This is a genomic window from Spirillospora sp. NBC_01491 (assembly GCF_036227065.1).
In the GTDB taxonomy this organism is placed as follows: domain Bacteria; phylum Actinomycetota; class Actinomycetes; order Streptosporangiales; family Streptosporangiaceae; genus Spirillospora; species Spirillospora xylanilytica.
Map to the genome: position 1 here is coordinate 6,543,070 of NZ_CP109432.1, position 19,269 is coordinate 6,562,338.

20 protein-coding genes are annotated in these 19,269 nt (G+C 74.1%); 7 read left to right on the forward strand and 13 right to left on the reverse strand.

Annotation, left to right across the window (positions count from 1 at the left end):
- Position 1: 1 nt before the first annotated feature.
- Together OHA34_RS30345 and OHA34_RS30350 are read right to left on the reverse strand one after the other, a co-directional pair.
- The gene (locus tag OHA34_RS30345) at positions 2–1,726 is read right to left on the reverse strand and encodes a VMAP-C domain-containing protein (protein ID WP_329519631.1); all 1,725 of its coding nucleotides are present in this window, start codon (positions 1,724–1,726) and stop codon (positions 2–4) included.
- A 6-nt stretch (positions 1,727–1,732) separates the two neighbouring features.
- The gene (locus OHA34_RS30350; RefSeq protein WP_285937944.1) at positions 1,733–2,077 is read right to left on the reverse strand and encodes a CU044_2847 family protein; all 345 of its coding nucleotides are present in this window, start codon (positions 2,075–2,077) and stop codon (positions 1,733–1,735) included.
- Between the two features lie 121 nt (positions 2,078–2,198).
- Here OHA34_RS30350 and OHA34_RS30355 point away from each other — a divergent pair, with 121 nt between their 5' ends.
- Complete coding sequence (locus OHA34_RS30355; RefSeq protein WP_329519632.1) at positions 2,199–2,543, forward strand: MmcQ/YjbR family DNA-binding protein; 345 nt, start codon at positions 2,199–2,201, stop codon at positions 2,541–2,543.
- Positions 2,544–2,555: 12 nt separating this feature from the next.
- On the opposite strand, the gene OHA34_RS30360 is transcribed toward OHA34_RS30355, so the two are convergent.
- The 6 genes from OHA34_RS30360 to OHA34_RS30385 form a co-directional block, all read right to left on the reverse strand.
- A complete protein-coding gene (locus OHA34_RS30360; RefSeq protein WP_329519633.1) occupies positions 2,556–4,439 on the reverse strand; it encodes an endonuclease/exonuclease/phosphatase family protein in 1,884 nt (627 codons plus the stop codon).
- A gap of 137 nt (positions 4,440–4,576) precedes the next feature.
- Positions 4,577–6,043: a hypothetical protein gene (locus OHA34_RS30365; protein WP_329519634.1), complete on the reverse strand. Its 1,467-nt coding sequence runs from the start codon at positions 6,041–6,043 to the stop codon at positions 4,577–4,579.
- A 151-nt stretch (positions 6,044–6,194) separates the two neighbouring features.
- The gene (locus OHA34_RS30370; RefSeq protein ID WP_329519635.1) at positions 6,195–7,985 is read right to left on the reverse strand and encodes a serine/threonine-protein kinase; all 1,791 of its coding nucleotides are present in this window, start codon (positions 7,983–7,985) and stop codon (positions 6,195–6,197) included.
- 13 nt (positions 7,986–7,998) lie between these two features.
- Positions 7,999–8,814, reverse strand: coding sequence for a hypothetical protein (locus tag OHA34_RS30375; RefSeq protein WP_285937939.1), 816 nt, complete (start codon positions 8,812–8,814; stop codon positions 7,999–8,001).
- 17 nt (positions 8,815–8,831) lie between these two features.
- Entirely contained in the window at positions 8,832–9,410 is a 579-nt protein-coding gene (locus OHA34_RS30380; protein WP_329519636.1) for a hypothetical protein, read from the reverse strand.
- A 134-nt stretch (positions 9,411–9,544) separates the two neighbouring features.
- On the reverse strand, positions 9,545–9,877 hold the full coding sequence (locus OHA34_RS30385) for a YnfA family protein (RefSeq protein ID WP_285937937.1): 333 nt from the start codon (positions 9,875–9,877) through the stop codon (positions 9,545–9,547).
- 109 nt (positions 9,878–9,986) lie between these two features.
- Here OHA34_RS30385 and OHA34_RS30390 point away from each other — a divergent pair, with 109 nt between their 5' ends.
- The gene (locus tag OHA34_RS30390) at positions 9,987–10,934 is read left to right on the forward strand and encodes a zinc-binding dehydrogenase (protein ID WP_329519637.1); all 948 of its coding nucleotides are present in this window, start codon (positions 9,987–9,989) and stop codon (positions 10,932–10,934) included.
- A 45-nt stretch (positions 10,935–10,979) separates the two neighbouring features.
- On the opposite strand, the gene OHA34_RS30395 is transcribed toward OHA34_RS30390, so the two are convergent.
- The 4 genes from OHA34_RS30395 to OHA34_RS30410 form a co-directional block, all read right to left on the reverse strand.
- A complete protein-coding gene (locus OHA34_RS30395; protein WP_329519638.1) occupies positions 10,980–12,158 on the reverse strand; it encodes an alpha/beta hydrolase family protein in 1,179 nt (392 codons plus the stop codon).
- A gap of 118 nt (positions 12,159–12,276) precedes the next feature.
- Positions 12,277–12,798 (reverse strand): NADAR family protein, encoded by a 522-nt coding sequence (locus tag OHA34_RS30400; RefSeq protein ID WP_329519639.1) that lies wholly within the window; start codon positions 12,796–12,798, stop codon positions 12,277–12,279.
- 106 nt (positions 12,799–12,904) lie between these two features.
- Positions 12,905–13,573 (reverse strand): hypothetical protein, encoded by a 669-nt coding sequence (locus OHA34_RS30405; RefSeq protein WP_329519640.1) that lies wholly within the window; start codon positions 13,571–13,573, stop codon positions 12,905–12,907.
- Positions 13,574–13,598: 25 nt separating this feature from the next.
- Complete coding sequence (locus OHA34_RS30410) at positions 13,599–14,402, reverse strand: class I SAM-dependent methyltransferase (RefSeq protein WP_285937931.1); 804 nt, start codon at positions 14,400–14,402, stop codon at positions 13,599–13,601.
- 70 nt (positions 14,403–14,472) lie between these two features.
- Between OHA34_RS30410 and OHA34_RS30415 the strand changes: the two genes are divergently transcribed.
- From OHA34_RS30415 to OHA34_RS30425, 3 genes are all read left to right on the forward strand, one after another.
- Positions 14,473–14,850 (forward strand): hypothetical protein, encoded by a 378-nt coding sequence (locus OHA34_RS30415; protein ID WP_285937930.1) that lies wholly within the window; start codon positions 14,473–14,475, stop codon positions 14,848–14,850.
- Positions 14,851–14,928: 78 nt separating this feature from the next.
- Positions 14,929–15,801 (forward strand): crotonase/enoyl-CoA hydratase family protein, encoded by an 873-nt coding sequence (locus OHA34_RS30420; protein ID WP_285937929.1) that lies wholly within the window; start codon positions 14,929–14,931, stop codon positions 15,799–15,801.
- 147 nt (positions 15,802–15,948) lie between these two features.
- Entirely contained in the window at positions 15,949–17,010 is a 1,062-nt protein-coding gene (locus OHA34_RS30425) for a polysaccharide deacetylase family protein (RefSeq protein WP_329519641.1), read from the forward strand.
- Positions 17,011–17,300: 290 nt separating this feature from the next.
- On the opposite strand, the gene OHA34_RS30430 is transcribed toward OHA34_RS30425, so the two are convergent.
- Positions 17,301–17,564 (reverse strand): putative acetyltransferase, encoded by a 264-nt coding sequence (locus tag OHA34_RS30430; protein ID WP_285937927.1) that lies wholly within the window; start codon positions 17,562–17,564, stop codon positions 17,301–17,303.
- Between the two features lie 112 nt (positions 17,565–17,676).
- On the opposite strand from OHA34_RS30430, the gene fdxA reads away from it, so the two are divergent.
- Both fdxA and dapC read left to right on the forward strand, forming a co-directional pair.
- Positions 17,677–18,000, forward strand: coding sequence for a ferredoxin (gene fdxA, locus OHA34_RS30435; protein WP_067477221.1), 324 nt, complete (start codon positions 17,677–17,679; stop codon positions 17,998–18,000).
- Positions 18,001–18,156: 156 nt separating this feature from the next.
- Positions 18,157–19,242 (forward strand): succinyldiaminopimelate transaminase, encoded by a 1,086-nt coding sequence (gene dapC / locus OHA34_RS30440; protein WP_329519642.1) that lies wholly within the window; start codon positions 18,157–18,159, stop codon positions 19,240–19,242.
- Positions 19,243–19,269: the final 27 nt, after the last annotated feature.

The window sequence follows — 19,269 nt, forward strand, 5'->3', positions numbered from 1 at the left end:
CTCATACCTCCATGGCGAGAGGGGGATCGGGCAGGCGGGACGGGTCGTCCCACATGAGGGTGAGGTCACGGCCGACGTGCGGCTCGTCCTTGGGCGCGGTCAGCGCCTTCTTCCGCAGCGCCATCGCCAGCCACGGCAGATCGCCCGGACGCTCCCCGGCGACCGCGCCCGCCAGCGCGCCGAGCGTGCGGTGGCCGTCGCAGTCGTCATGGGACGCGGCGGCGCAGCGGGTCCGCGTCCACAGCATCACCGGGACGCCGTTGTTCAGCGCCGCGAACAGCCAGCGCCTGGCCGGCCGCGTCCCGTAGACGAGCACGCAGAGGCCGGTGTCGGCCTCCAGCCAGTCGCTGAACCCGCTGCCGTTGCTCGGGGTCTCGCACCGGACCCCCTGCGGGTCGATCCGGCCGCGCTCGTTCAGCAGCCGCCAGCGCCGGTGCGCCTGGTCACGCCGGATCGAGCCGGGCCACAGCCGCTCGACATCGCGGACCACCACCGGGTACAGCCGCATCCGCATCCCGTGCGCCCGGTCGATGTACCACTCCTCGAACGGCTTGCTCAGCCAGCTCTCCGGCACCGCGAACTCGATCATCCAGTCGCGTCCGACGACCGCCGCTCGGGCCCGCGCCACGCCCGCCTCGACCGCGGCCCGCACCCGGTTCTCCGGCACCCGGACGGTGTCCTGCGCCGGGCCCTCGGCGCCGTCGATCCAGGTGTGCACGGTGACGTCGAAGGCGCGGTCGAGCGTCGCCCGCTCCAGCCGCACGATGATGGACGCGGGCCCGGACCGCTCGAGCCCGGCCGCCTCGTGCCCGGCCCGCGCCGGGGCGGGTGCGGCGGCGGCCAGGTGCCGTCCGGACCATTCGGCCAGGTCGCGCCGGCCCGCCTCGGGGAGGTGCCGCGCCATCGCCCGCAGGTAGCGGGCCAGCCGGTCCTCGGGCCAGCCCTCCGCGACGTGCCGCACCGAGTCCCAGGCCGAGCGGAACGGCCGGTGCGCGCGCCGGCCGGTGATCTCCTCCAGCCCGGCCGCCATCGGCGCGGTGAAGCCGGCGTCCGCCAGCAGTGCCCGCAGCTCGCGCCGCGCCGGGACGGTCAGCCAGGCCAGCGGGAGATGGTCGTCGAGCTCCTCCCAGTACCGCCGGATCACCGTGACCGGCAGCATCCGGCCCAGCCCGCCCTCGCCGCCGGGCCCGTCGTCCCCGCCGAACTCGGCGTCGGTCACCATGCCGATCACCTCGCCGGTCGCCGGGTCGTACACCGCCGACCCGCTGTAGCCCTCTTCGAGCTGCTCACCCGGCCCGGTCCGGAGCTGCCACCACTCGTGCCGCAGCACCATGTCGGGGCCGGTCGTCACCGTGGCGTACCGCTCGTCGCCGTCCGCGCGGCGCGGGAACCCGCAGACGCGCAGCGCGCGGCGCCCGAACGAGGCGGGGCCCGCGCTCGCGTGCAGCGCCTCGGGTCCGGCGGGCCGCGCGCACCGCAGCCCGACGGGCGCGGCGAGCCGCAGCACCGCGACGTCGCCGGGGTCGCCGGGCCGCTCCCACCCGCCGGGACGGACCACGGCGGCGGGCAGGTTCTCGATCAGCCCGGGGAACCCGACCCGCGCCGCGTCCAGGCCCGCCACGGTGTGCGCGCAGGTCAGCAGCAGGTCGGGTGCGATCAGGAACGCGGCGCCGAGCCGGCCGCCGTCCGGGGGGCCGACCCAGGCGCGCCACTGCCAGTCGTCCACGGGCGGCTACTCCTGTTCCTGCTCCGGTTCTCCGGCCGGGGCCGCGCCCCAGGTCAGCTTGACCTTGAGCTGGCCCTCCACGGAGGTCTTGGCGATGACCGCGCCGGCCGCCACGTTGAGCTTGACGCCGAACTCCAGCTCCACCGCGTCCGGCTTGAGGGCGCCGTCGCGCAGGGTCGCCAGCGCGGACTCGGCGGCGGACCGCACGTTCCGCATCGCGTCCTCGAACCGGACCTGCGCCTCGTACACGACCCCGTCGGCCCGGGACACCGAGCGGAACCCCGGATCGCGGTCGCCCACCTCGACGACCACCGGTCCGTGCTCGGTCTGCCAGCGCACCAGCTCGCTCACGATCGTCCCCTCGTCCGCCCGAAGGCTCCGTGTGCCCGGTCCGCCAGCAATCTAACAAGATCGCCAAAATGCGGGGAAGGGATCGGGATACTGGCGGGATGCGGCCGGGAGGGAGACCACGATGATCACAGTCGGGCAGGTGCGGCGGCTGGCGCTGTCGCTGCCCCGGACCACCGAGCACCTGATCAGGGACCGGGTGAAGTTCCGCGTCGGCGCGATCGTCTACGCCGCGTTCTCCCGGGACGAGACCGAGTTCGGGTTCGCCTTCCCCAAGGAGGAGCGGCCCGGCCTCGTCGCGTCCGCCCCCGGCACCTTCCACCTGCCGGGCGAGTCCGAGCTGCGGTTCAACTGGGTGGAGGCGTGGACCGGCGCGCTGGACGAGGACGAGATGCGCGAGCTGGTCGTCGACGCGTGGCGGATGGTCGTCCCCAAGTTCCTCGCCGCCGAGCACCTCGACGGCCGCTGACCGCCCGTCCGGTCAGGACCGGGGCGCGAGGGTGACCGCGATCGGCCGGTGGTCGGAGTGGGGCACGTCCGGGATGGCCGGATCGCTCGGGACCAGGTCGGGCGTGACGAGCACGTGGTCGAGCTGCTTCGTCGACTTCGGCAGGGCCGGAAAGGTCAGGGCGGGCCGGACGGACGCCATCGCGTCCGTGAGACCGGCCCCGAGCAGCACCTCCCAGGCACGGTCGCCGGGCTGAAGGTTCAGGTCGCCGGTCAGCACGACCGGGCGGCCCCCCTGCGCGGCGGCGCGCGCGATGCCCGCGAGCTGCTCCGCCTGCGCGAGGCTCTTCCAGTCCTCCGGGGGCTGCGTGTGCGTGGCGATGACCGTGATGTCGCGGCCGTCCTTGCGGAGGCCGACTTCCAGGGCCTGCGCCCCGGTGGGCCCGCCCTTCACCAGGGGCCGGTTGCGGACGGACGTGACGGGCAGGTCGGTGAGAAGCGCGTCGCCCCAGACCTCGTCGCCGGCGGGCGCCCACACCGCGCGCATCCCGAGCCGGTCGGCGATCAGCCGGAGCTGGTCCCGGCCGCCGTTCAGCAGCCAGGCGCGGTCGACCTCGCCGAGCACCACCACGTGGGGACGCAGCGCGCGCAGCGCCGCCGCCTGCCGGGTGACGGTCATGGTCCCGTTCATCCCGTAGCCCATCCGCACGTTGTAGGCGGCGATCCGCAGCCCGTCGTCGACGGGCCGCCAGCGCGGACCGCTGTCGCGCCACAGCGGGACGGCCGCGACCAGCAGCGCGGCGACGACCGCGGCGGCGGGCACGCGCAGGTCCAGCCCGCCGCCCGCCGCCTCGTCCCGCGCATCGGCCCCGGTTCCGGCCCAGCCCAGCACGGCCACGCAGGCCGCCGCGGTGATCGGCACCCAGCGGTTCGGGACGCCCAGGTCGTACGCGGAGTAGTAGGCGAACAGGAGCAGGACGAACACCAGCATCCCGCCCGCCATCGCCAGACCGCGCCGCGCCGCGCGGTCGGGACCGGCGGTGCCGCTCGCCCAGCCGGCGCAGCCCGCCAGCGCGAGCTGCCCCAGCACCTGCGCCAAGACCGTCCACCACGCCGAGACGCCGTGCACCCCGTCCACGGTGGCGCGGCCGAACGTGAACACGGCCGCGGAGGCCACCAGCGCCAGCGCGGGAACCGCCGGATGCCGCGTCCAGAACCGGGGCCGCGCCGCGACCGCGACCGACAGAACCCCGACCGCCGCGATCAGCACGGCCACCTCGGCGGGCCACCCGGCGCTCGCCTGCGCGTGGGCGGCGTTGCCGGTGGAGATGCCCCACACCAGCAGCGCCGGGCCGGCGAGCAGCCAGATCCGGGGCGCGCCGGCGGACTCGCCGTCCTCGGCCGGACGCCGCACCAGCGCGACGGCGAAGAACGCGAGGCAGGCGGCCAGGACGACCCACGCCACCGGGCCGTCCCGCCACACCAGGTCGATGCCCTCCAGTGTCGCGTGCAGCGTGGTCGCCGCCGCCAGGCCCGCGACCAGCCCGGTCGTCACCGGCCCCGCGGTCCGCGCGTCCATCGCCGTCGCGACGAGCCAGACCAGCCCGGCGAGCAGCCCGAGGCTGGCGGTGTAGAGCTGCCCGTCGCCGCCGTCGGTGAACTGGAGCACCGCCCGCGCCGCCACCAGCAGCACCCCCGCGCCCACGGCCAGCCGGCGCGCCGGGACGAGCCGGACGAGCGGCACCGCGAGGAACGCCGCCACGAACCACGACAGGGCGTAGGCCCCCATCACCTCGGCCGGCGTCTCGCCCGCGCTGCCGACCAGCGTGATCAGCGACGGCAGGAACACGCGCAGCACGTCCACCAGGACGACGACGCCCGCCAGCACGTCCAGGCGCACCCGGATCGAGGTCCTCATGGCCGTCCTCCACATCCCGAAGAATGTGAATGATCCTCACGTAAACCGGTGGCGCGCGCAATGGGTCAGCGGTGGCGGTCGACGACGACCGCGACGGCGTCGAGGTGCGGAGCCGTCACCGTGCGGAACTCCCCGGGTCAGACCCGCACGGGTTCGGGCTTGCGCTCGGTGGAGCGCGGGGCCTCCGAGCCGTCCGCCGTGCCGCCGCGGTCGCGGTTCCACGCGGTGGCCGCAGACAGGAAGAGGAACGGCATCGCCGGCAGCACGTACCGGTAGTCGAAGTCGGTCGTCACCGGCGGAACCGTCAGCAGCGCGACCCCGACCAGCCAGAACACCGCGCTCTCCGGCCGCGCCCGCCGGAGCACGATGCCCGCGGACGCGAACAGCAGCACGATCCCGAGGAGCGTCCCGCGCACGTTCACATACGTCTGGTAGCCGCGCATGAACCCCGCGAACGGCTCGACGATCCGCGTTGCCGCGGACCCGTGCTCGTACTCGCGGACGACCGAGCTCCGGTCGCCGCCGCCGATCACCGGCAGGTCCTTCTGCCGGTCCGGCCGCTTCGGAAAACGGTACTTCGCCGCCGTGGCGGGCGTCGGATGGCCGGTCCGGTCCCAGGAGAACGTCCGGATGAAGAAGTCGTAGGCGACGGCCTGCACATAGTCGCCCGGCTGCTGCGCGATCGCCCACAACGCGAACCGCTGCGCCCGGTCGTTCATCTCCGGCGAGAACGCGTACCCGTCCCGCCACCCGGTCGGCGACCCCTCCACCCAGATCTGGTGCGACGCCGCGCCCCGCGTCCCCGGCCGTCCCGCCGGGCACATGTACATCAGGTCACCGGGCGGCAGCTTCTTGGAGCAGTCGACGAACGTCGTCGTGCGCCCCCACAGGAAGATCCCGTCGGCCCCCGTCAGCGCGAGCCTCCCGTGCTCCTGCTGGAACCACACCGCGTACCCGCCCACGGGCACCGCGAACGCCACCGCGAGCACCGCGACCGCCGTCCACTTCGTCCGCCTGAGCAGCAGGAACAGCACCGCGATGACGATGATGGGCACCCCCACCGTCCGGGTCACCGCCGCCACCCCGAGCAGCCCCCCGACCATGCCGGCCCGCCGCAGCGACGACGACCCGGGCCGCACCATCAGGAGCACCGCGACGAGCAGCAGCGCCGTGAACAGCGCGTCCGACAGCAGCATGTGCTCGAGTTCGATCTGGAACCCGTCCAGCAGCAGCGGCGCCACGGCCAGTGCCGCCCACCCCCGCCGCACCGCGAAGTCGCGCACCAGCACCCGGTACCCGAGCACCGCCACGGCCACGATCATCAGGTGCTGCAACGTCACCACGAACGCCAGGCTGTGGAACGGCCTCAGCAGCCACAGCATGATCCCGTACCCCTCCGACCGCAGCGGATTCGGGAAGGGCGAATTGCCGAGCCGGACATAGTCGTAACTGTCGTTGAACCACAACGCCGGCGGGTATCCGAGCACCGTGACGACCCTCAGCAGCACGCCGGCGAAAAGCACGATCGAGAACAGCACATTGTTCTTGACCGCCCGGCCCACCGGGATGCGTTTCAGTCGTCGGTTCTGAAGGGACAGTGGCACCGGAAACCCTAACTCTGGACGGGCGGTGGCGAGGGGTGACGCCACCCCGCACGGCGGGACCGCCTGGAGTGACCGGGGTCATAACGGTCATAGCGGATGAGAGTCGCCGATCATAGCAGCGAGGACCATATGCCCCCGGCGAGCGGTCGGGTCAGCCGTCCAGGACGGTGAGCGTGGGCAGGGTGCCCACGGTAACGGCTCCCACCGCCTCCGGCGCCACCTCCGCCCCGTCCCGCCTGATGCTGGAGAGCCGGGGCGGAATCGCGGGAGTGACCAAGTATGCGCCCGGCCTCAGCAGCTCGCGTCCCGGCAGCGGAAACGTCCGCGTATCGGTCCACCGGCTCATGTGCGCGCATTCCGAGGCGACATAGGGCTGGGCCGCGCCGGTGATCTCCGAATCGGCGACGATGTGCTCGGTGGGACCGGCGGGAAGTGCTCGGGAATTCGCGCGCGAAGCCCGATAGAAACCGATGATGCCCTTGCCTTTCGGCAGCGTGGATTCGGTGTCGCCGCCGACGGTGTAGCCGTAGGAGTACCTGACGTCCGGCCGCTTCGACTTCTCGCCGAAGCACCGCCGCGCGCCGCCGGGCAGCCAGGTGGCGCCCAGCGGATTCCGCGCCCGGAACCGCGTGGTCACCGTGACCGCCGTCCCCGGGGTGGCCCGCGCCGGTCGGACCGTGATGTCGAGGCTCATGTAGGGGGTCTCGGACGGGGGCATGTGGGGCTGGCCGAGCAGCACCCCGGGCCGGCTGAAGGACGCCCGCAGCACCCCGTGGTTCACCCCGCCGACATCGGGGTCGGACGGCCACACCAGCACACCTGCCGCGACGGCGGCGGCTGCGCCCGTGCCGGCGATCGCGGCCACGCCCTTGGCGCCCCCGGCCTTGGCGAGGAATCCCTTCGAGGCAGCGGTGCCCGCATGACCTGCCGCGTCCGCCGCCGCCTGGCCGAGTGCCAGGGAGCTGTTCCCGGCAGCCGCCCCGCCCGTCGCCGCGCCGGTCAGCGCGCCCGCTCCCGCTCCCGCCCCGGCGGACGTCGCGGCCGGCGCCAGGATCGCGCCGCCCAGCGAGACGATCGGCACCGCGGTCGCGAGGACGGCCGCCACCCCGGCGAGCGCGATCACCCCGCGCCGCTCCCAGTCCGGCCCGTACGCGCTGGTGGCCGCCGCCTCCAGCTCGGCCACGAACGCGCGCGCGTCGGCGAACCGCTCGGTCTGCGTCTTGGCGAGCCCGCGGGCCACCAGCGGACGCAGCGGCTCGGGGACCAGGTGCACGGGGACCGGCGCGGTGGCGTGCTGGTCCCGCAACGACTCGACGGTGTCGCCGCGGTACGGCTGGGCGCCCGTGGCGCACTCGAAGAAGACACAGGTCGCGGCGTAGATGTCGGTCGCGGACGAGGCGGGGCGCCCGGACCACTGCTCCGGGGCCATGTAGGGCGGGGTGCCGCCCACCCCGCCCTGCCCGGCGAGGACCGCGATCCCGAAGTCGATCAGCTTGCTCCGCCCGTCCCCCTGGACGAGCACGTTCGCCGGCTTGTAGTCGCGGTGCACCACTCCGGCGGCGTGCGCGGCGGCGAGACCCAGCAGCGACCCCTTGAGCGTCGCCAGCGCGGCCTCGACGGGCATCGGCCCGTCGCCTTCGTCGAGCAGCTCGCGCAGCGAGCCGCCGGGCACGGCCTCCAGCACGATCGCCGCGCCCCGCGGTGTCTCCACGTACTCGTACAGCCGGGCCACGTTCGGGTCGACGACGCGTGTCAGCAGCGCGGCCTCGCTGCGGAAGGTGTCCCGGGCGAAGGTGTCACCGAGCAGGTCGGGCGCGAGGTACTTGATCGCCACCTGTCCGCCGCCGGCCTCGTGCCTGGCCAGCACCACCCGCCCCTGAGAACCGGTGCCCAGCTCGCCGAGCTCGGTGAAGCCCGGCAGGTGCCAAGGAGCCGCGCTCATCCCGAACCGCGGATCACTGCCGGCTGTTCGTCTGGATCTCGCCGACCGTCAGGGCGGTGGGTGCGGAGGACATCCGAAGGTCGTCCAGGTCGCCGCCCGGGCTGTCGCAGTCGGCGCCGGTGCACGTCCACGCGACCGTCCAGACGACGGTCGCGGTGATCTTGTAGGCGCCGCCGGGCTGCCCGGCGGACGAGCGCTTGTAGGTGTAATGGCACGTCCCGCCGTCCTTGCTGCCCGCGTCACCGCAGGTCAGCTGAGTCTCGCCGAGCTGCCAGACGACCGATTTCGGGGTGGCGGTCGCCTGGAGGGTCTGCGCGCCGACGGTGATGGGGTCGGTCTGGACAGGGACGAAGCCGTCGACCCAGAGCGAGGTCTGGACCCGCACGTAGGTCTTGTCCTTGGGGGCGGTGTGGACCGTGGGGACCGGGAGCTGGGCCGAGTCGCGGGCCTGCTGGGCGAGCACGATCGTCGGGACGGCCGGGGGCGGTGGGGGCTGCTGGGCCGGCGCGGGACCCGCCACGGTCCCCATGCCCTGGTCGGGCGTCAGGCCCAACGGCGGGAGCGTCTCGTCGGGCCCTCCTCCGCCCCCGCCTCCGGTCTGCGGGCCGCGGGCCCCTCCTCCACCCCCGCCCCCGCCGGTGGTCCCGCCGGGCTTGCTGCCCGAGCAGTTGATCCCGCCGGGGGAGCCGACGCCCTGGCAGGGGGCGGCCTCGGCGGCGCCGGCGGCCAGTGCCGTGGCCGTCAGCGCGGTGGCCAGCACGGCACCGACCCGTACCGGCCGGGCGAGATTTCGTTGATCGCGGCTGTCGCGGGTGCGGAGGGGACGCATCTCATGTCCTTCGGGGATCAGCATTGCTTGTCCCGGTTGGTCTCGGAGACCTTCCAAGTGCCGGCGCCGTAACGGACGGCCGCGCGGTGCAGATACGCCTTGCCGGCGCCGCCGCTGAGGCGTTTGCCGGTCTTGGCGGAGAAGCGGTAGCCGCCGACGGTGCGGAGGCAGTCGACGACGTAGACGATCAGGCCGTCCTTGGAGCGGGCGTAGACCTTGGCGTTGGAGACGTTGGTGAAGCGCCACAGCTCGCCCCTGGCCTTGGTGCGCTCGATGTCGCCGGTGACCCGGCTCAGGAGGGGGTCGACGGCGACGGTGCCCAGTTCGGCCGGGTCGTTGGCCTCGTAGGCGCGCTGGTAGACGGTCTGGTACTCGTGGTAGCGCTCCAGGACCGTCTTGTCGATCTGCTCGGTCGGGATGGCCGAGGGCGGCGGGGCGGCGGTGGGGACGGCGCTGCTCAGGCTGCCGTTGGGCTTGAAGTCGCCGCCGGACGGGGCGGACTCGCCGCAGGCGGTGAGGGGGAGCGCCGCGAGCAGCAGGGCCGGGACGGCGTGGCGGGGCCCGCGGGGGGAGGAACCTACCAACCGGGTGCGCATCGCCATCCCTGATCGTGCAGCCGACAACGGGGCGAGTACGCGCGAAAGCTTACAGAGGTGGATGGGGCGAGAAAAGAGATTCGTTGCGGAAAGGTGCCGGTCTTGCGGACGGCCCGCCACGGGGGTGTGGCGGCTCAGCCACGGGGTGCGTACATGATGACCGCGACGCCGGCGAGGCAGAGTGCGGCGCCGGTGAGGTCGTAGCGGTCGGGGCGGTAGCCGTCCAGGACGACGCCCCAGGCCAGCGAGCCGGCGACGAAGACGCCGCCGTAGGCGGCGAGGATGCGGCCGAACTGGGCGTCGGGCTGGAGGGTGGCGACGAACCCGTACAGGCCGAGCGCGACGACGCCCGCGCCGATCCAGGCGGCGCCGCGGTGCTCGCGGACGCCCTGCCAGATCAGCCAGGCCCCGCCGATCTCGGCGAGGGCGGCCAGGACGAACAGCAGCAGGGAGCGGGCGATGGTCATGGAAGGTGACGTTAGCGGTGGGGGACGGCGGCCGGGGCGCCGCACGCGGCTTGACCTCGACTTTGGTCGAGGTCGCAAGGTGGGGGGAGACCACTGAACGGAGGACGTTATGCGCGCGGTGTGGTTGAAGGAGTTCGGTGGCCCGGAGGTGCTCGTGCCGGGGGACGCCCCGGATCCGGTGCCGGGTCCGGGGCAGGTTCTGGTCGCGGTCGGGTTCGCCAACGTGACGTTCGTGGAGACCCAGTTCCGGTCGGGCAACGGCCCGTCGCCGTTCCGCCCGGAGCTCCCGGTGATCCCCGGGAACGGGGTGGGCGGTGCCGTCACGGCGGTCGGCGCGGGCGTCGATCCGGCGCTCGCGGGACGGCGGGTGGTGACCTCCACCGGGGGCTCGGGCGGCTATGCCGAGCGGGTCGCGGTGGACGCGGCGGGCCTGTTCGAGGTGCCGGACGGTCTGGCGCTGAGCGATGCGGTGGCGCTGCTGGCCGATGGGCGGACGGCGACGATGATGCTGCGCGCGGCGGCGCCGCGTCCGGGCGAGCGGGTGCTGGTGGAGGCGGCGGCCGGTGGTGTCGGCACGCTGCTGGTCCAGCTTGCGAAGGCGGCGGGCGCGACGGTCGTCGCGGCGGCGGGAGGCGACCGGAAGGCCGAGGTGGCGCGCGGGCTCGGCGCCGACGAGACGGTCGACTACCGGGAGCCGGGCTGGGCGGACGCGGTGGCGGGCGTGGACGTGGTGTTCGACGGGGTCGGCGGCGACGTGGCCCGCGCGGCGTTCACGCTGCTCCGCCCCGGCGGGCGGATGGTCAGCTTCGGACTCGCCAGCGGCGAGTGGGCGGAGATCCCCGAGGAGGCCGCGGCCGGACGGGGCGTGACGCTCGTCAAGGCGGCGGCGTCACCGGACGAGATGCGCGGTTTCACGCTGAGCGCGCTGGAGGAGGCCGCGGCCGGACGGCTGCGTCCGGTGGTCGGCCAGCGGTTCCCACTCGAACGCGCCTCGGACGCGCACGCGGCGATCCAGGCGCGGGCGACGGTCGGCAAGACGCTGCTGGAGGTCCGGTGACCTCCGCGAAGGTCGGGCCGAGCTTGCCGCCGTCGCCGCCCCGTCCTAGCGGACCTTGGTCAGGAAGGCGGTGAGGGCGCGCTCGTAGGCGGCGGGGTCGACGTTCCACGACTCGGTGTGGCCGCCCGCGGTGGGGGCGTGGGTGACCATGCCGGGCGGGGCGGCCTTGGCGAACTCCAGCGACGGCCCGTTGTCGACAGTGTCGTCGTCGGCGGTGGTGAACAGCAGCGTCGGTGTCTTCAGCCGCGGCGCGAAGCGGCGCTGGTCGTAGTCGCCGAGGTCGATGCCGATGCGCCACTGCACGATCCGCCTGGCGACGCCGGTCACGAATCCGGGCAGGCCGCGGTCGGCGCCCTGCATGTCGAGGGTGGCGGCCCAGTCCATGACGGGCGAGTCCAGGACGACGCCGCGGATGAGCGCCGGGTCCTTGCGGAGCGCCGTCATGACCATCTCGCCGCCCATCGACCAGCCGTGCAGGACGATGCCGGTCGCCCCGTGTGCGCGCGCGTAGGCGATGGCGGACGCGACCTCGTTCCATTCGGTGTCGCCCAGATGGTTCTTCCCATCGGGGGACGCGGGCGCCCCGACGTCGTTGCGGTAGGCGATGGACAGCATCGGCAGCCCCAGCCCGTGGACGGCCCGCATCACGCGGAACGTCTCGGCCTTGTCGGCGTTGTGCCCATGGACGCCGATCACCCACGTGCCCTTCATCGTCGCCCCCGGCACCAGCCACGCGGGCATCGGGCCGAGCCGCGACGGATAGGCGACGTTCTGGAAGTCGAGGCCGAGCGCTGTCCGGGGGTCGCCGCCGTACACCCAGTGGTCGACCGCGACCGGCGTGCCCTTGGCGGGGGCGCCGCGCGGCGCGGCGGTGACCGTCCGGACGACCTTGCCGGTGTCGCCGCCGGTCACCGGCCCGAGGACCGCGCGCCCGCCGTCTTTCCAGACCAGTCCCCAGGTGCCCGGCCGCTCGGTGTAGGGGGTGCGGGGCAGCGTGACGGTGCCGTTCCCGGCGTCCAGGACGCTGATCGGGTACTCGGGGGAGTGGTCGACCTCGGTGGCCACGCCGGAGAAGTACCAGCCGATGCCGCCGACCGCCGCGCAGCACAGCACGGCGAGCGCCACGACCACGATCAGCAGTGCCCGGACCGGCCGCCGTCTCGGCGGGCGCGGCGTCGGACCGGAGGGTGCGGGGGCGGCCGGTGCCGCGGTTTCACTGGACACGGCACAGGACGTTATCGAGGTCGCCCCGCACCGCATAGGCGGCCAAGGGCGCGAGGTGCGATGGCAGGGCGGTCCGCGCACGCTCGCCGGGTCCTGACCGGGTGCCGACCGGGTGCCGCTAGGCGAGCGCGCGGCGCGCGTCCATCAGGGCGAAGCCGAGCAGGTTGAGCCCGCGCCACTGGGAAGGCCGTTTCGCCTCGGGCTGGTGCTCGTCCAGGCCGATGCCCCAGACGGTGTCCTCGGGGCTGGCCTCGACCAGGATCTTCCCGGTGGTGGACGCCAGGTACTCGCGCAGGTCGGCGTGCGCGGCGAACTTGGCCTTGCTGCCCCGCACCACGATGTCGTAGCGGTGCGCCGCCCAGGTCTTCTCGTCGTAGCGCCGCACGTCGCGGCCGAGGCTCTTGGCGATGGCGGGGGACGGGTTGCCGAGGATGCGGGACTCGGCCCGCTTGTCGCCGAACAGCCGCGCCTTCTCGGCCATCATGTAGTGCTCGGCCGTGGCGTACTCGACGCCTTCGAGCGTGAACGGTGAGCCGTACCACTGGCTGAGGCAGCCCTTTGGCTCGGGTCCGCCCCAGAACAGTACGAACTCCGGCAGCTCGGCACGGTTCTCCAACTCGACCAGTTCGTCAGTGCGCATGCCCCGAGCCTGACGACCCGCCCGCTCCGAAGGCAACAGGATTTCGCCGCCGGACGCGCGGGACACAGCACGTAGAGCAGGCCGCGCCGCACGGTGTCCCGTCCGCTCAGCGGCGGCCGATGTCGGCGACGAGGTTGAGGGCGAGGATCAGGTCGAGGTTGATGAACGTCTCCAGCTTGGCGCCGGGCTGCACACCGGGGTCGTCGGCGAGCCGGTCGAGGACGGTGAGCGCGGCGGGGCTGTCGAGGTCGTCGGCGAACGCGGCCTCGGCCTCCGCCGCGTACGCGCGCGCGATGGGCCGTCCCGGGCCCTCGGCCCACTGCGCGATCAGTCCGCGCCACCGCGCCAGGTCGTCCCGCGCGGCGGGCAGGAGGGCCGCGACGTCGACGGGGTCGCGGTAGCGGGCGCGGAGCATCGCCAGCCGCACGCACAGGACGTCGTCCTCATCGGCGGACGGGACGGGCCAGGCGCCGTCCTCCGGCGGGACGACGAGCGAGCGGGCGTCCGGCTCGTCCGGGCCGACCAGTAGCGCGCCGTCCGGTGCCGCGTCCCTGACCTCGAACTCCGGGACGCTCAGCTCACCGGCCGCGCCGTGCCGGGGCCGCGCGTCGGCCGACCGGGTCACGGTCGGGTGGAGCCGGCCGCGGTCGGCCACGCGGCGCAGCAGGTCGGCGGTGACCAGCGCCCGTTCGGCTCCGCCTTGCACGTGCACGCGGACGGGACCGGGCGGGAGTTCCTCGGCCCGGCCGGTGCGGTGGTCGTACAGGTGCAGCATGGTCCCACCCTAGACGCGGGCCCTTTCAGGACACCGGATCCGTGAGCGGGCCGCCGGGCATGGGCGCGGCGCTGTCGGGCTTGCGGATGGCGGCGAACCGCAGCCGCACGTAGTCGGCCACCCAGCCCGACTCGCGCCGCAGCGCGGGGGCGGCCAGGTCGTTGACCCTGCCGAGCAGCGGCTCGACCAGCTCGGGCGGGACGTCGGCCAGCGCGCTCGCCGCGTAGGCGCGGACCCAGTCGGCGGCGCCGTTCGGGCCCTCGGTCATACGGCTGGGACGGTCGGCGTGCTCGAGCAGCCGCAGCGTGAAGCCGCCGGCCTCGAGCCGCGTCGCGTACTCGGCGGGGCTCGGGAAGTACCACGGCAGCTCGGGTTCGCCGAGCCCGAACACCCGCCAGGCGGTCTGCATCGCGGCGATCAGCTCCGCGCAGTTGCCGGCGCCGCCGAGCTCGGCGACGAACCGCCCGCCGGGCCGGAGCGCCGCGTGCACCTGGCCGATCACCGCGTCCGGGTCGCGGGTCATCCAGTGCAGGGCCGCGTTGGAGGCGACCGCGTCGAACGACTCGCTGACGGTGAAGTCGTGCGCGTCGCCGACGATGAACGACAGCCCGTGGTGCTCGGTGGCCGCCCGCGCGATCATCTCGGGGGCGCCGTCGATGCCGAGCACCTGCGCGCCGCGCTCGGCGATCTCCGCGGAGAACGTGCCCGTGCCGCAGCCGAGGTCGATGACCCGTTCGCCGGGCTGGGGATCGAGCAGGTCGATCAGGGGCGCGCCGTGCGCGGAGACGTACCCGAAGGCGGAGTCGTACGTCGTCACGGCCCAGTTCACCGTCGTAATTTATCTGACAAGTGGGACAGTCGAGGCTGGGTTGCCGATGCCGGCCGCGTACCGTCGGAGCATGGACGAGGGGAACGGCGCGAGCGCCGAGCTCCGGATCGTCGGCGCCGAACGGCCCGGCGGCCTGGAACTGCGCACCAGCGGGCTCGCCGCCCGTGGCCTGCCCGAACTGCGCGTCACCGCGCTGCCGCCCTACCTCGGTCAGGGCTGGGCGCGCGTCCTCGCGGACGTGGCGCGACGCCTGGCGGGCGCCCCGTTCGGTCCGGGGACGGCGCCGCCGGACGAGGTCGTCCTCGACCACGGCGTCGCGCTCGGGCTGGTGGCCGACGCGGACGAGCCGGGCGTGCTGGCGGTGCGTCCGCCGGACGGCCACGAGGGCTCGCCGGAAGCCTGGCGCCGCGACGTCCTGGTCCGGCTGTTCCCCGCCGCCTCGGTGTGAGCGGGCCGCCCTCGCGGCGCCCCGGGCGGCTTCCTAGAATCGGGTTCTAAAGGCTGGCCGACGCGAGAGGGGCCGCAGGTGTCGTACACCGAGATCGAGTACGGGGTTCAGGACGGGATCGCCACGATCACGCTGAACCGCCCGGACCGGATGAACGCCTACACGCCCGTGATGCGCGCGGAGACGCTCGACGTCTTCGACCGCATCGACGCCGACGACGCCGTGCGCGCGGTCGTGGTCACCGGCGCGGGCCGGGCGTTCTGCGCGGGCGCCGATCTCGGCGGGGGCGGCGGCACGTTCGACAAGGACCGGTCCCAGGACATGTTCGCCGGGGAGGACGACGTCCTGGAGGACGGCACCCCGCGCGACGGCGGCGGCACGGTCGCGCTGCGCATCGCGCGCTGCCTGAAGCCGGTCATCGGCGCGTTCAACGGCGCGGCGGTCGGCGTCGGGGTCACCATGACGCTGCCGATGGACGTGCGGCTGGCCAGCGAGAAGGCCAAGTTCGGATTCGTGTTCGCGCGCCGCGGCATCGTCACCGAGGCGGCGTCGAGCTGGTTCCTGCCGCGCCTGGTCGGCATCGCGCAGGCAATGGAGTGGGCCGCGACGGGCCGTGTGTTCGACGCGCAGGAGGCGCTCGCCGGACGGCTCGTCTCCCGCGTGTACGCGCCCGACGAGCTGCTCCCCGCCGCCTACGCGCTGGCCCGCGAGATCGCCGACAACACCTCGGCGGTGTCGGTCGCCGCGATCCGCCGCCTCATGTGGTCGGGCCTGTCGGCCCCGTCCCCGTGGGACGCGCACGCCGCCGACTCGCGCCTCATGGCCGCCCTCGGCGGCGCCCCGGACGCCGCGGAGGGCGTGACCTCGTTCCTGGAGAAGCGCCCCGCGGAGTTCCCGATGAGCGTCACCAAGGACCTCCCGCCGCAGGTCCCCGACTGGCCCACCCGCTGACCACCCCTCCGGCCGCCGTCATACCAGCCCGGCGGCCCGCCCGAGGGGGACGACGGGCCGCCGGGACGCGATCTTTACGTGATTGTTCTGTGTCGCCGCGGAGGACGTCGGGTAGGAAGCGCCCGAGGCAACACGTTTCGGGGGTTCGTGGTGCGAAGCAGGTTCTGGGCGGTCGTGGTGGGGACGGGGGTCCTGCTCGCCGCCGGATGCGGGCAGGCGGGGAGCAAGCAGGCGGAGACGGCGCGGCAGCGGCTCGCGGTCCGCGGGCAGCAGCCCGCGCGGACCGCGCCGCCCACACCGCCGCCGCCCCGGCGGATCGACTGCGACAAGGTCAAGTGCGTCGCGGTCACCTTCGACGACGGGCCGGGCGAGTACACCGAGCGGCTGCTCGGCATGCTGCGCACGGCCGGGGCCCGCGCCACCTTCTTCATGCTCGGCCAGAACGTCGGCGGCTTCCCGCAGGCCGTCCGGCAGATGGCCCTGGACGGGAACGAGCTGGCCAACCACAGCTGGTCGCATCCGCAGCTCACCGCGATGTCGACGGCGGCGGTCCGGTCGCAGACGCAGCGCACCCAGCACGCCATCGAGAAGGCGTCGGGCGGCATCACGCCGACGCTGTTCCGGCCCCCGTACGGCGCGACCGACGCCAGGGTCGGGCACGCCATCGGGCTGCCCGAGATCCTGTGGAGCGTCGACACCGAGGACTGGCGCTTCCGCAACGTGAAGCGCAACGTGAAGGTCGGCGTGAACGAGCCCAAGCGCGGCGGCATCGTGCTGTTCCACGACATCCACAAGCCGTCGGTGATGGCCGTCCCGGACGTGCTCGCGGGACTGAAGCGGCGCGGGTTCACGCTCGTCACGGTGTCGGAGCTGTTCCAGAACCGGCAGCTCAAGCCGGGCCACGTCTACGCCGAGAACCTCGTGCCCACGCCCCCGACCCCGCCGCCCGCCCCGGGATCGCCGTCCGGGCCGTCGTCGGGGGGCCCGTCCGCTCCGCCCGGCCCGTCGGGCGGGTCGTCGAGCGAGGTCCCGTCCGGTTCGCCTGGCTCACCCGGCTCGCCCGGCTCACCCGGGACGCCCGGAAGTCCGGGAACCCCCGGCACGCCGGGACCCCCCGGCACGCCCGGTGGGCCTGGTACGCCCGGTGAGCCGGGCAGGCCGGGTTCGCCGTCGGGTCCCGCGCCCAACCCCTTGCCCGGGTCGCCTTAGCGCGGAGCCCGGTCGTGAGCGTCGCCGTGCCGTCCTCGGCGTCCCCGAGGCCGCCCACGAGTGCAGCCGAACCCTGTTCGGCCTGCCCGAGGCCGTTCACGAGCGCGTGGGTGCCCTGCTCGGCCCGCCCGAGCCTTTCTTCGCCTCCGCCTCCCCGTCGCGCCGAGGCTCTCCGCGCCTTTCCCGCATCGCGGCCGGACGGGACGCGCCGAGTGAGTCATTGGTCTCACTCGCCGGACGGGACCGGACGGTGCCGGACGGAGGCTGGGCCGGGGGAAGGCCGGGCTGAGTCAGTCCCCACCAGGGGCGTCGCGCCTGCGGCGGATCGGCGGGGCGGGCGGGACGACCTTGCCCGCTACCACGATCTCCTCGGGGACCTCGACCAGCTCGCCGGTGCGGCGGCGCACCTGGAGCGTCTGGCCGGACCACGATTCGAGTACGCCGATCACGTCGCTGTACTCTCCCGTTGGCAGACGCCGGCGCAGCGAGACCCGCTGCCCCACGTCCGCAGGACCGACCTTGACCACCAGCCGGCCGACGAGACGTCCGGACATGTGAGGACCCCCATGTCGAATCGACTGAGCCGTGGTGGCAATACTATTCACAGCGAGCTTGCGGTGAGCCGTGACGTGCGGCGGGGCCGGAAACCCGAGAGGAGTCACTGACGTGACCTACGTCATTGCGCAGCCCTGCGTGGACCTGCTCGACAAGGCATGCATCGAGGAGTGCCCGGTCGACTGCATCTACGAAGGGAAGCGTCAGCTCTACATCCACCCGGACGAGTGCGTCGACTGCGGTGCGTGCGAGCCGGTCTGCCCCGTTGAGGCCATCTACTACGAGGACGACGTCCCCGAGCAGTGGAAGGACTTCTACAAGGTGAACGTGGAGTTCTTCGACGACCTCGGCTCCCCGGGCGGCGCCTCCAAGGTCGGGAAGATCGACAAGGACCACCCGATCGTGGCCGCGCTGCCTCCGCAGAGCCAGGACTAGACGGCGCCGCCGCTCCGCGGGGGCACCGCCGAGGTGCGCTCGCGGGGCGCCGGCCGCCGTTCTCCATGACCGCAGGGCCGTGGCCTCCGATGCCGGAGACCGCGGCCTCGCGCGTTCTTTCGAGAAGCCTCGCGTAATTTCCGAGAAGGAGTGGGCGTGTTCACGCTGCCGGATTTCCCGTGGGATCGGCTCCAGCCGTGCAAGGAACGGGCCGCCGCCCATCCCGGCGGGATCGTCGACCTGTCGGTCGGTACCCCGGTGGACCCCACCCCCGAACGGGTGCGCGCCGCGCTCGCCGCCGCGTCCGACGCGCCCGGCTACCCCCAGACCTACGGGACGCCGGCGCTGCGCGAGGCGGTGGCGGGCTGGCTGCGCCGCCGCCTCGGCGTGACCGGCGCCGACCCGGACGCGGTGCTCCCGGTGATCGGCACCAAGGAGCTGGTCGCCTGGCTGCCCACGCTGCTCGGCGCTGGTCCCGGCGACCAGGTGGTCTTCCCCGAGCTGGCCTACCCCACCTACGACGTGGGCGCCCGGCTGGCCGGGGCGAGCCCGGTGGCGACCGACGGGCTGCTGTCCCTCGGTCCGGCCGCCCCCAAGATCGTCTGGGTGAACTCGCCGTCCAACCCGACCGGCAAGGTGCTGCCCGCCGAGCACCTGCGCAAGGTCGTCGCGTGGGCCCGCGACCGCGGCGCGGTCGTGGTCAGCGACGAGTGCTACCTGGAGTTCGGCTGGGACCCGGACGCCCCGCCGGTCTCGGTCCTGCACCCGGACGTGTGCGGCGGCTCCCACGAGGGGCTGCTCGCGCTGAACTCGCTGTCCAAGCGCTCCAACATGGCGGGCTACCGCGCCGGGGTCGTCACCGGCGACCTCGCGCTGGTCCGGCGGCTGCTGGAGGTCCGCAAGCACGCCGGCATGATCGTCCCGGCGCCGGTGCAGGCGGCGATGGCGGCGGCCTTCGACGACGACGCGCACGTCGACGAGCAGCGGGAGCGGTACGCGCGCCGCCGCGCGACCCTGCGCGCCGCCTTCGAGGGGCACGGGTTCCGCATCGACCACTCCGAGGCGTCCCTGTACCTGTGGGCGACCCGCGACGAGCCCTGCTGGGACACCGTCGAGCACCTGGCCGGGCTCGGCGTCCTGGTCGGCCCGGGGGAGTTCTACGGCCCGTCAGGGGCGCGGCACATCCGCGTCGCCTTCACCGCCACCGACGAGCGCGTGGCCGAGGCCGCCGCCCGCCTCTGACCGCCCCGCCCCGCGCATCCGCCGCGC

What these genes read in the sequence shown, in the direction of transcription:
- OHA34_RS30355 (WP_329519632.1), top strand. Translation starts at nt 2,199, where the DNA reads ATGATCACAGTCGGGCAGGTGCGGCGGCTGGCGCTGTCGCTGCCCCGG.
- OHA34_RS30360 (WP_329519633.1), bottom strand. Translation starts at nt 4,439, where the DNA reads ATGAGGACCTCGATCCGGGTGCGCCTGGACGTGCTGGCGGGCGTCGTC.
- OHA34_RS30370 (WP_329519635.1), bottom strand. Translation starts at nt 7,985, where the DNA reads ATGAGCGCGGCTCCTTGGCACCTGCCGGGCTTCACCGAGCTCGGCGAG.
- OHA34_RS30375 (WP_285937939.1), bottom strand. Translation starts at nt 8,814, where the DNA reads ATGCGTCCCCTCCGCACCCGCGACAGCCGCGATCAACGAAATCTCGCC.
- OHA34_RS30380 (WP_329519636.1), bottom strand. Translation starts at nt 9,410, where the DNA reads ATGCGCACCCGGTTGGTAGGTTCCTCCCCCCGCGGGCCCCGCCACGCC.
- OHA34_RS30385 (WP_285937937.1), bottom strand. Translation starts at nt 9,877, where the DNA reads ATGACCATCGCCCGCTCCCTGCTGCTGTTCGTCCTGGCCGCCCTCGCC.
- OHA34_RS30390 (WP_329519637.1), top strand. Translation starts at nt 9,987, where the DNA reads ATGCGCGCGGTGTGGTTGAAGGAGTTCGGTGGCCCGGAGGTGCTCGTG.
- OHA34_RS30400 (WP_329519639.1), bottom strand. Translation starts at nt 12,798, where the DNA reads ATGCGCACTGACGAACTGGTCGAGTTGGAGAACCGTGCCGAGCTGCCG.
- OHA34_RS30405 (WP_329519640.1), bottom strand. Translation starts at nt 13,573, where the DNA reads ATGCTGCACCTGTACGACCACCGCACCGGCCGGGCCGAGGAACTCCCG.
- OHA34_RS30415 (WP_285937930.1), top strand. Translation starts at nt 14,473, where the DNA reads ATGGACGAGGGGAACGGCGCGAGCGCCGAGCTCCGGATCGTCGGCGCC.
- OHA34_RS30430 (WP_285937927.1), bottom strand. Translation starts at nt 17,564, where the DNA reads ATGTCCGGACGTCTCGTCGGCCGGCTGGTGGTCAAGGTCGGTCCTGCG.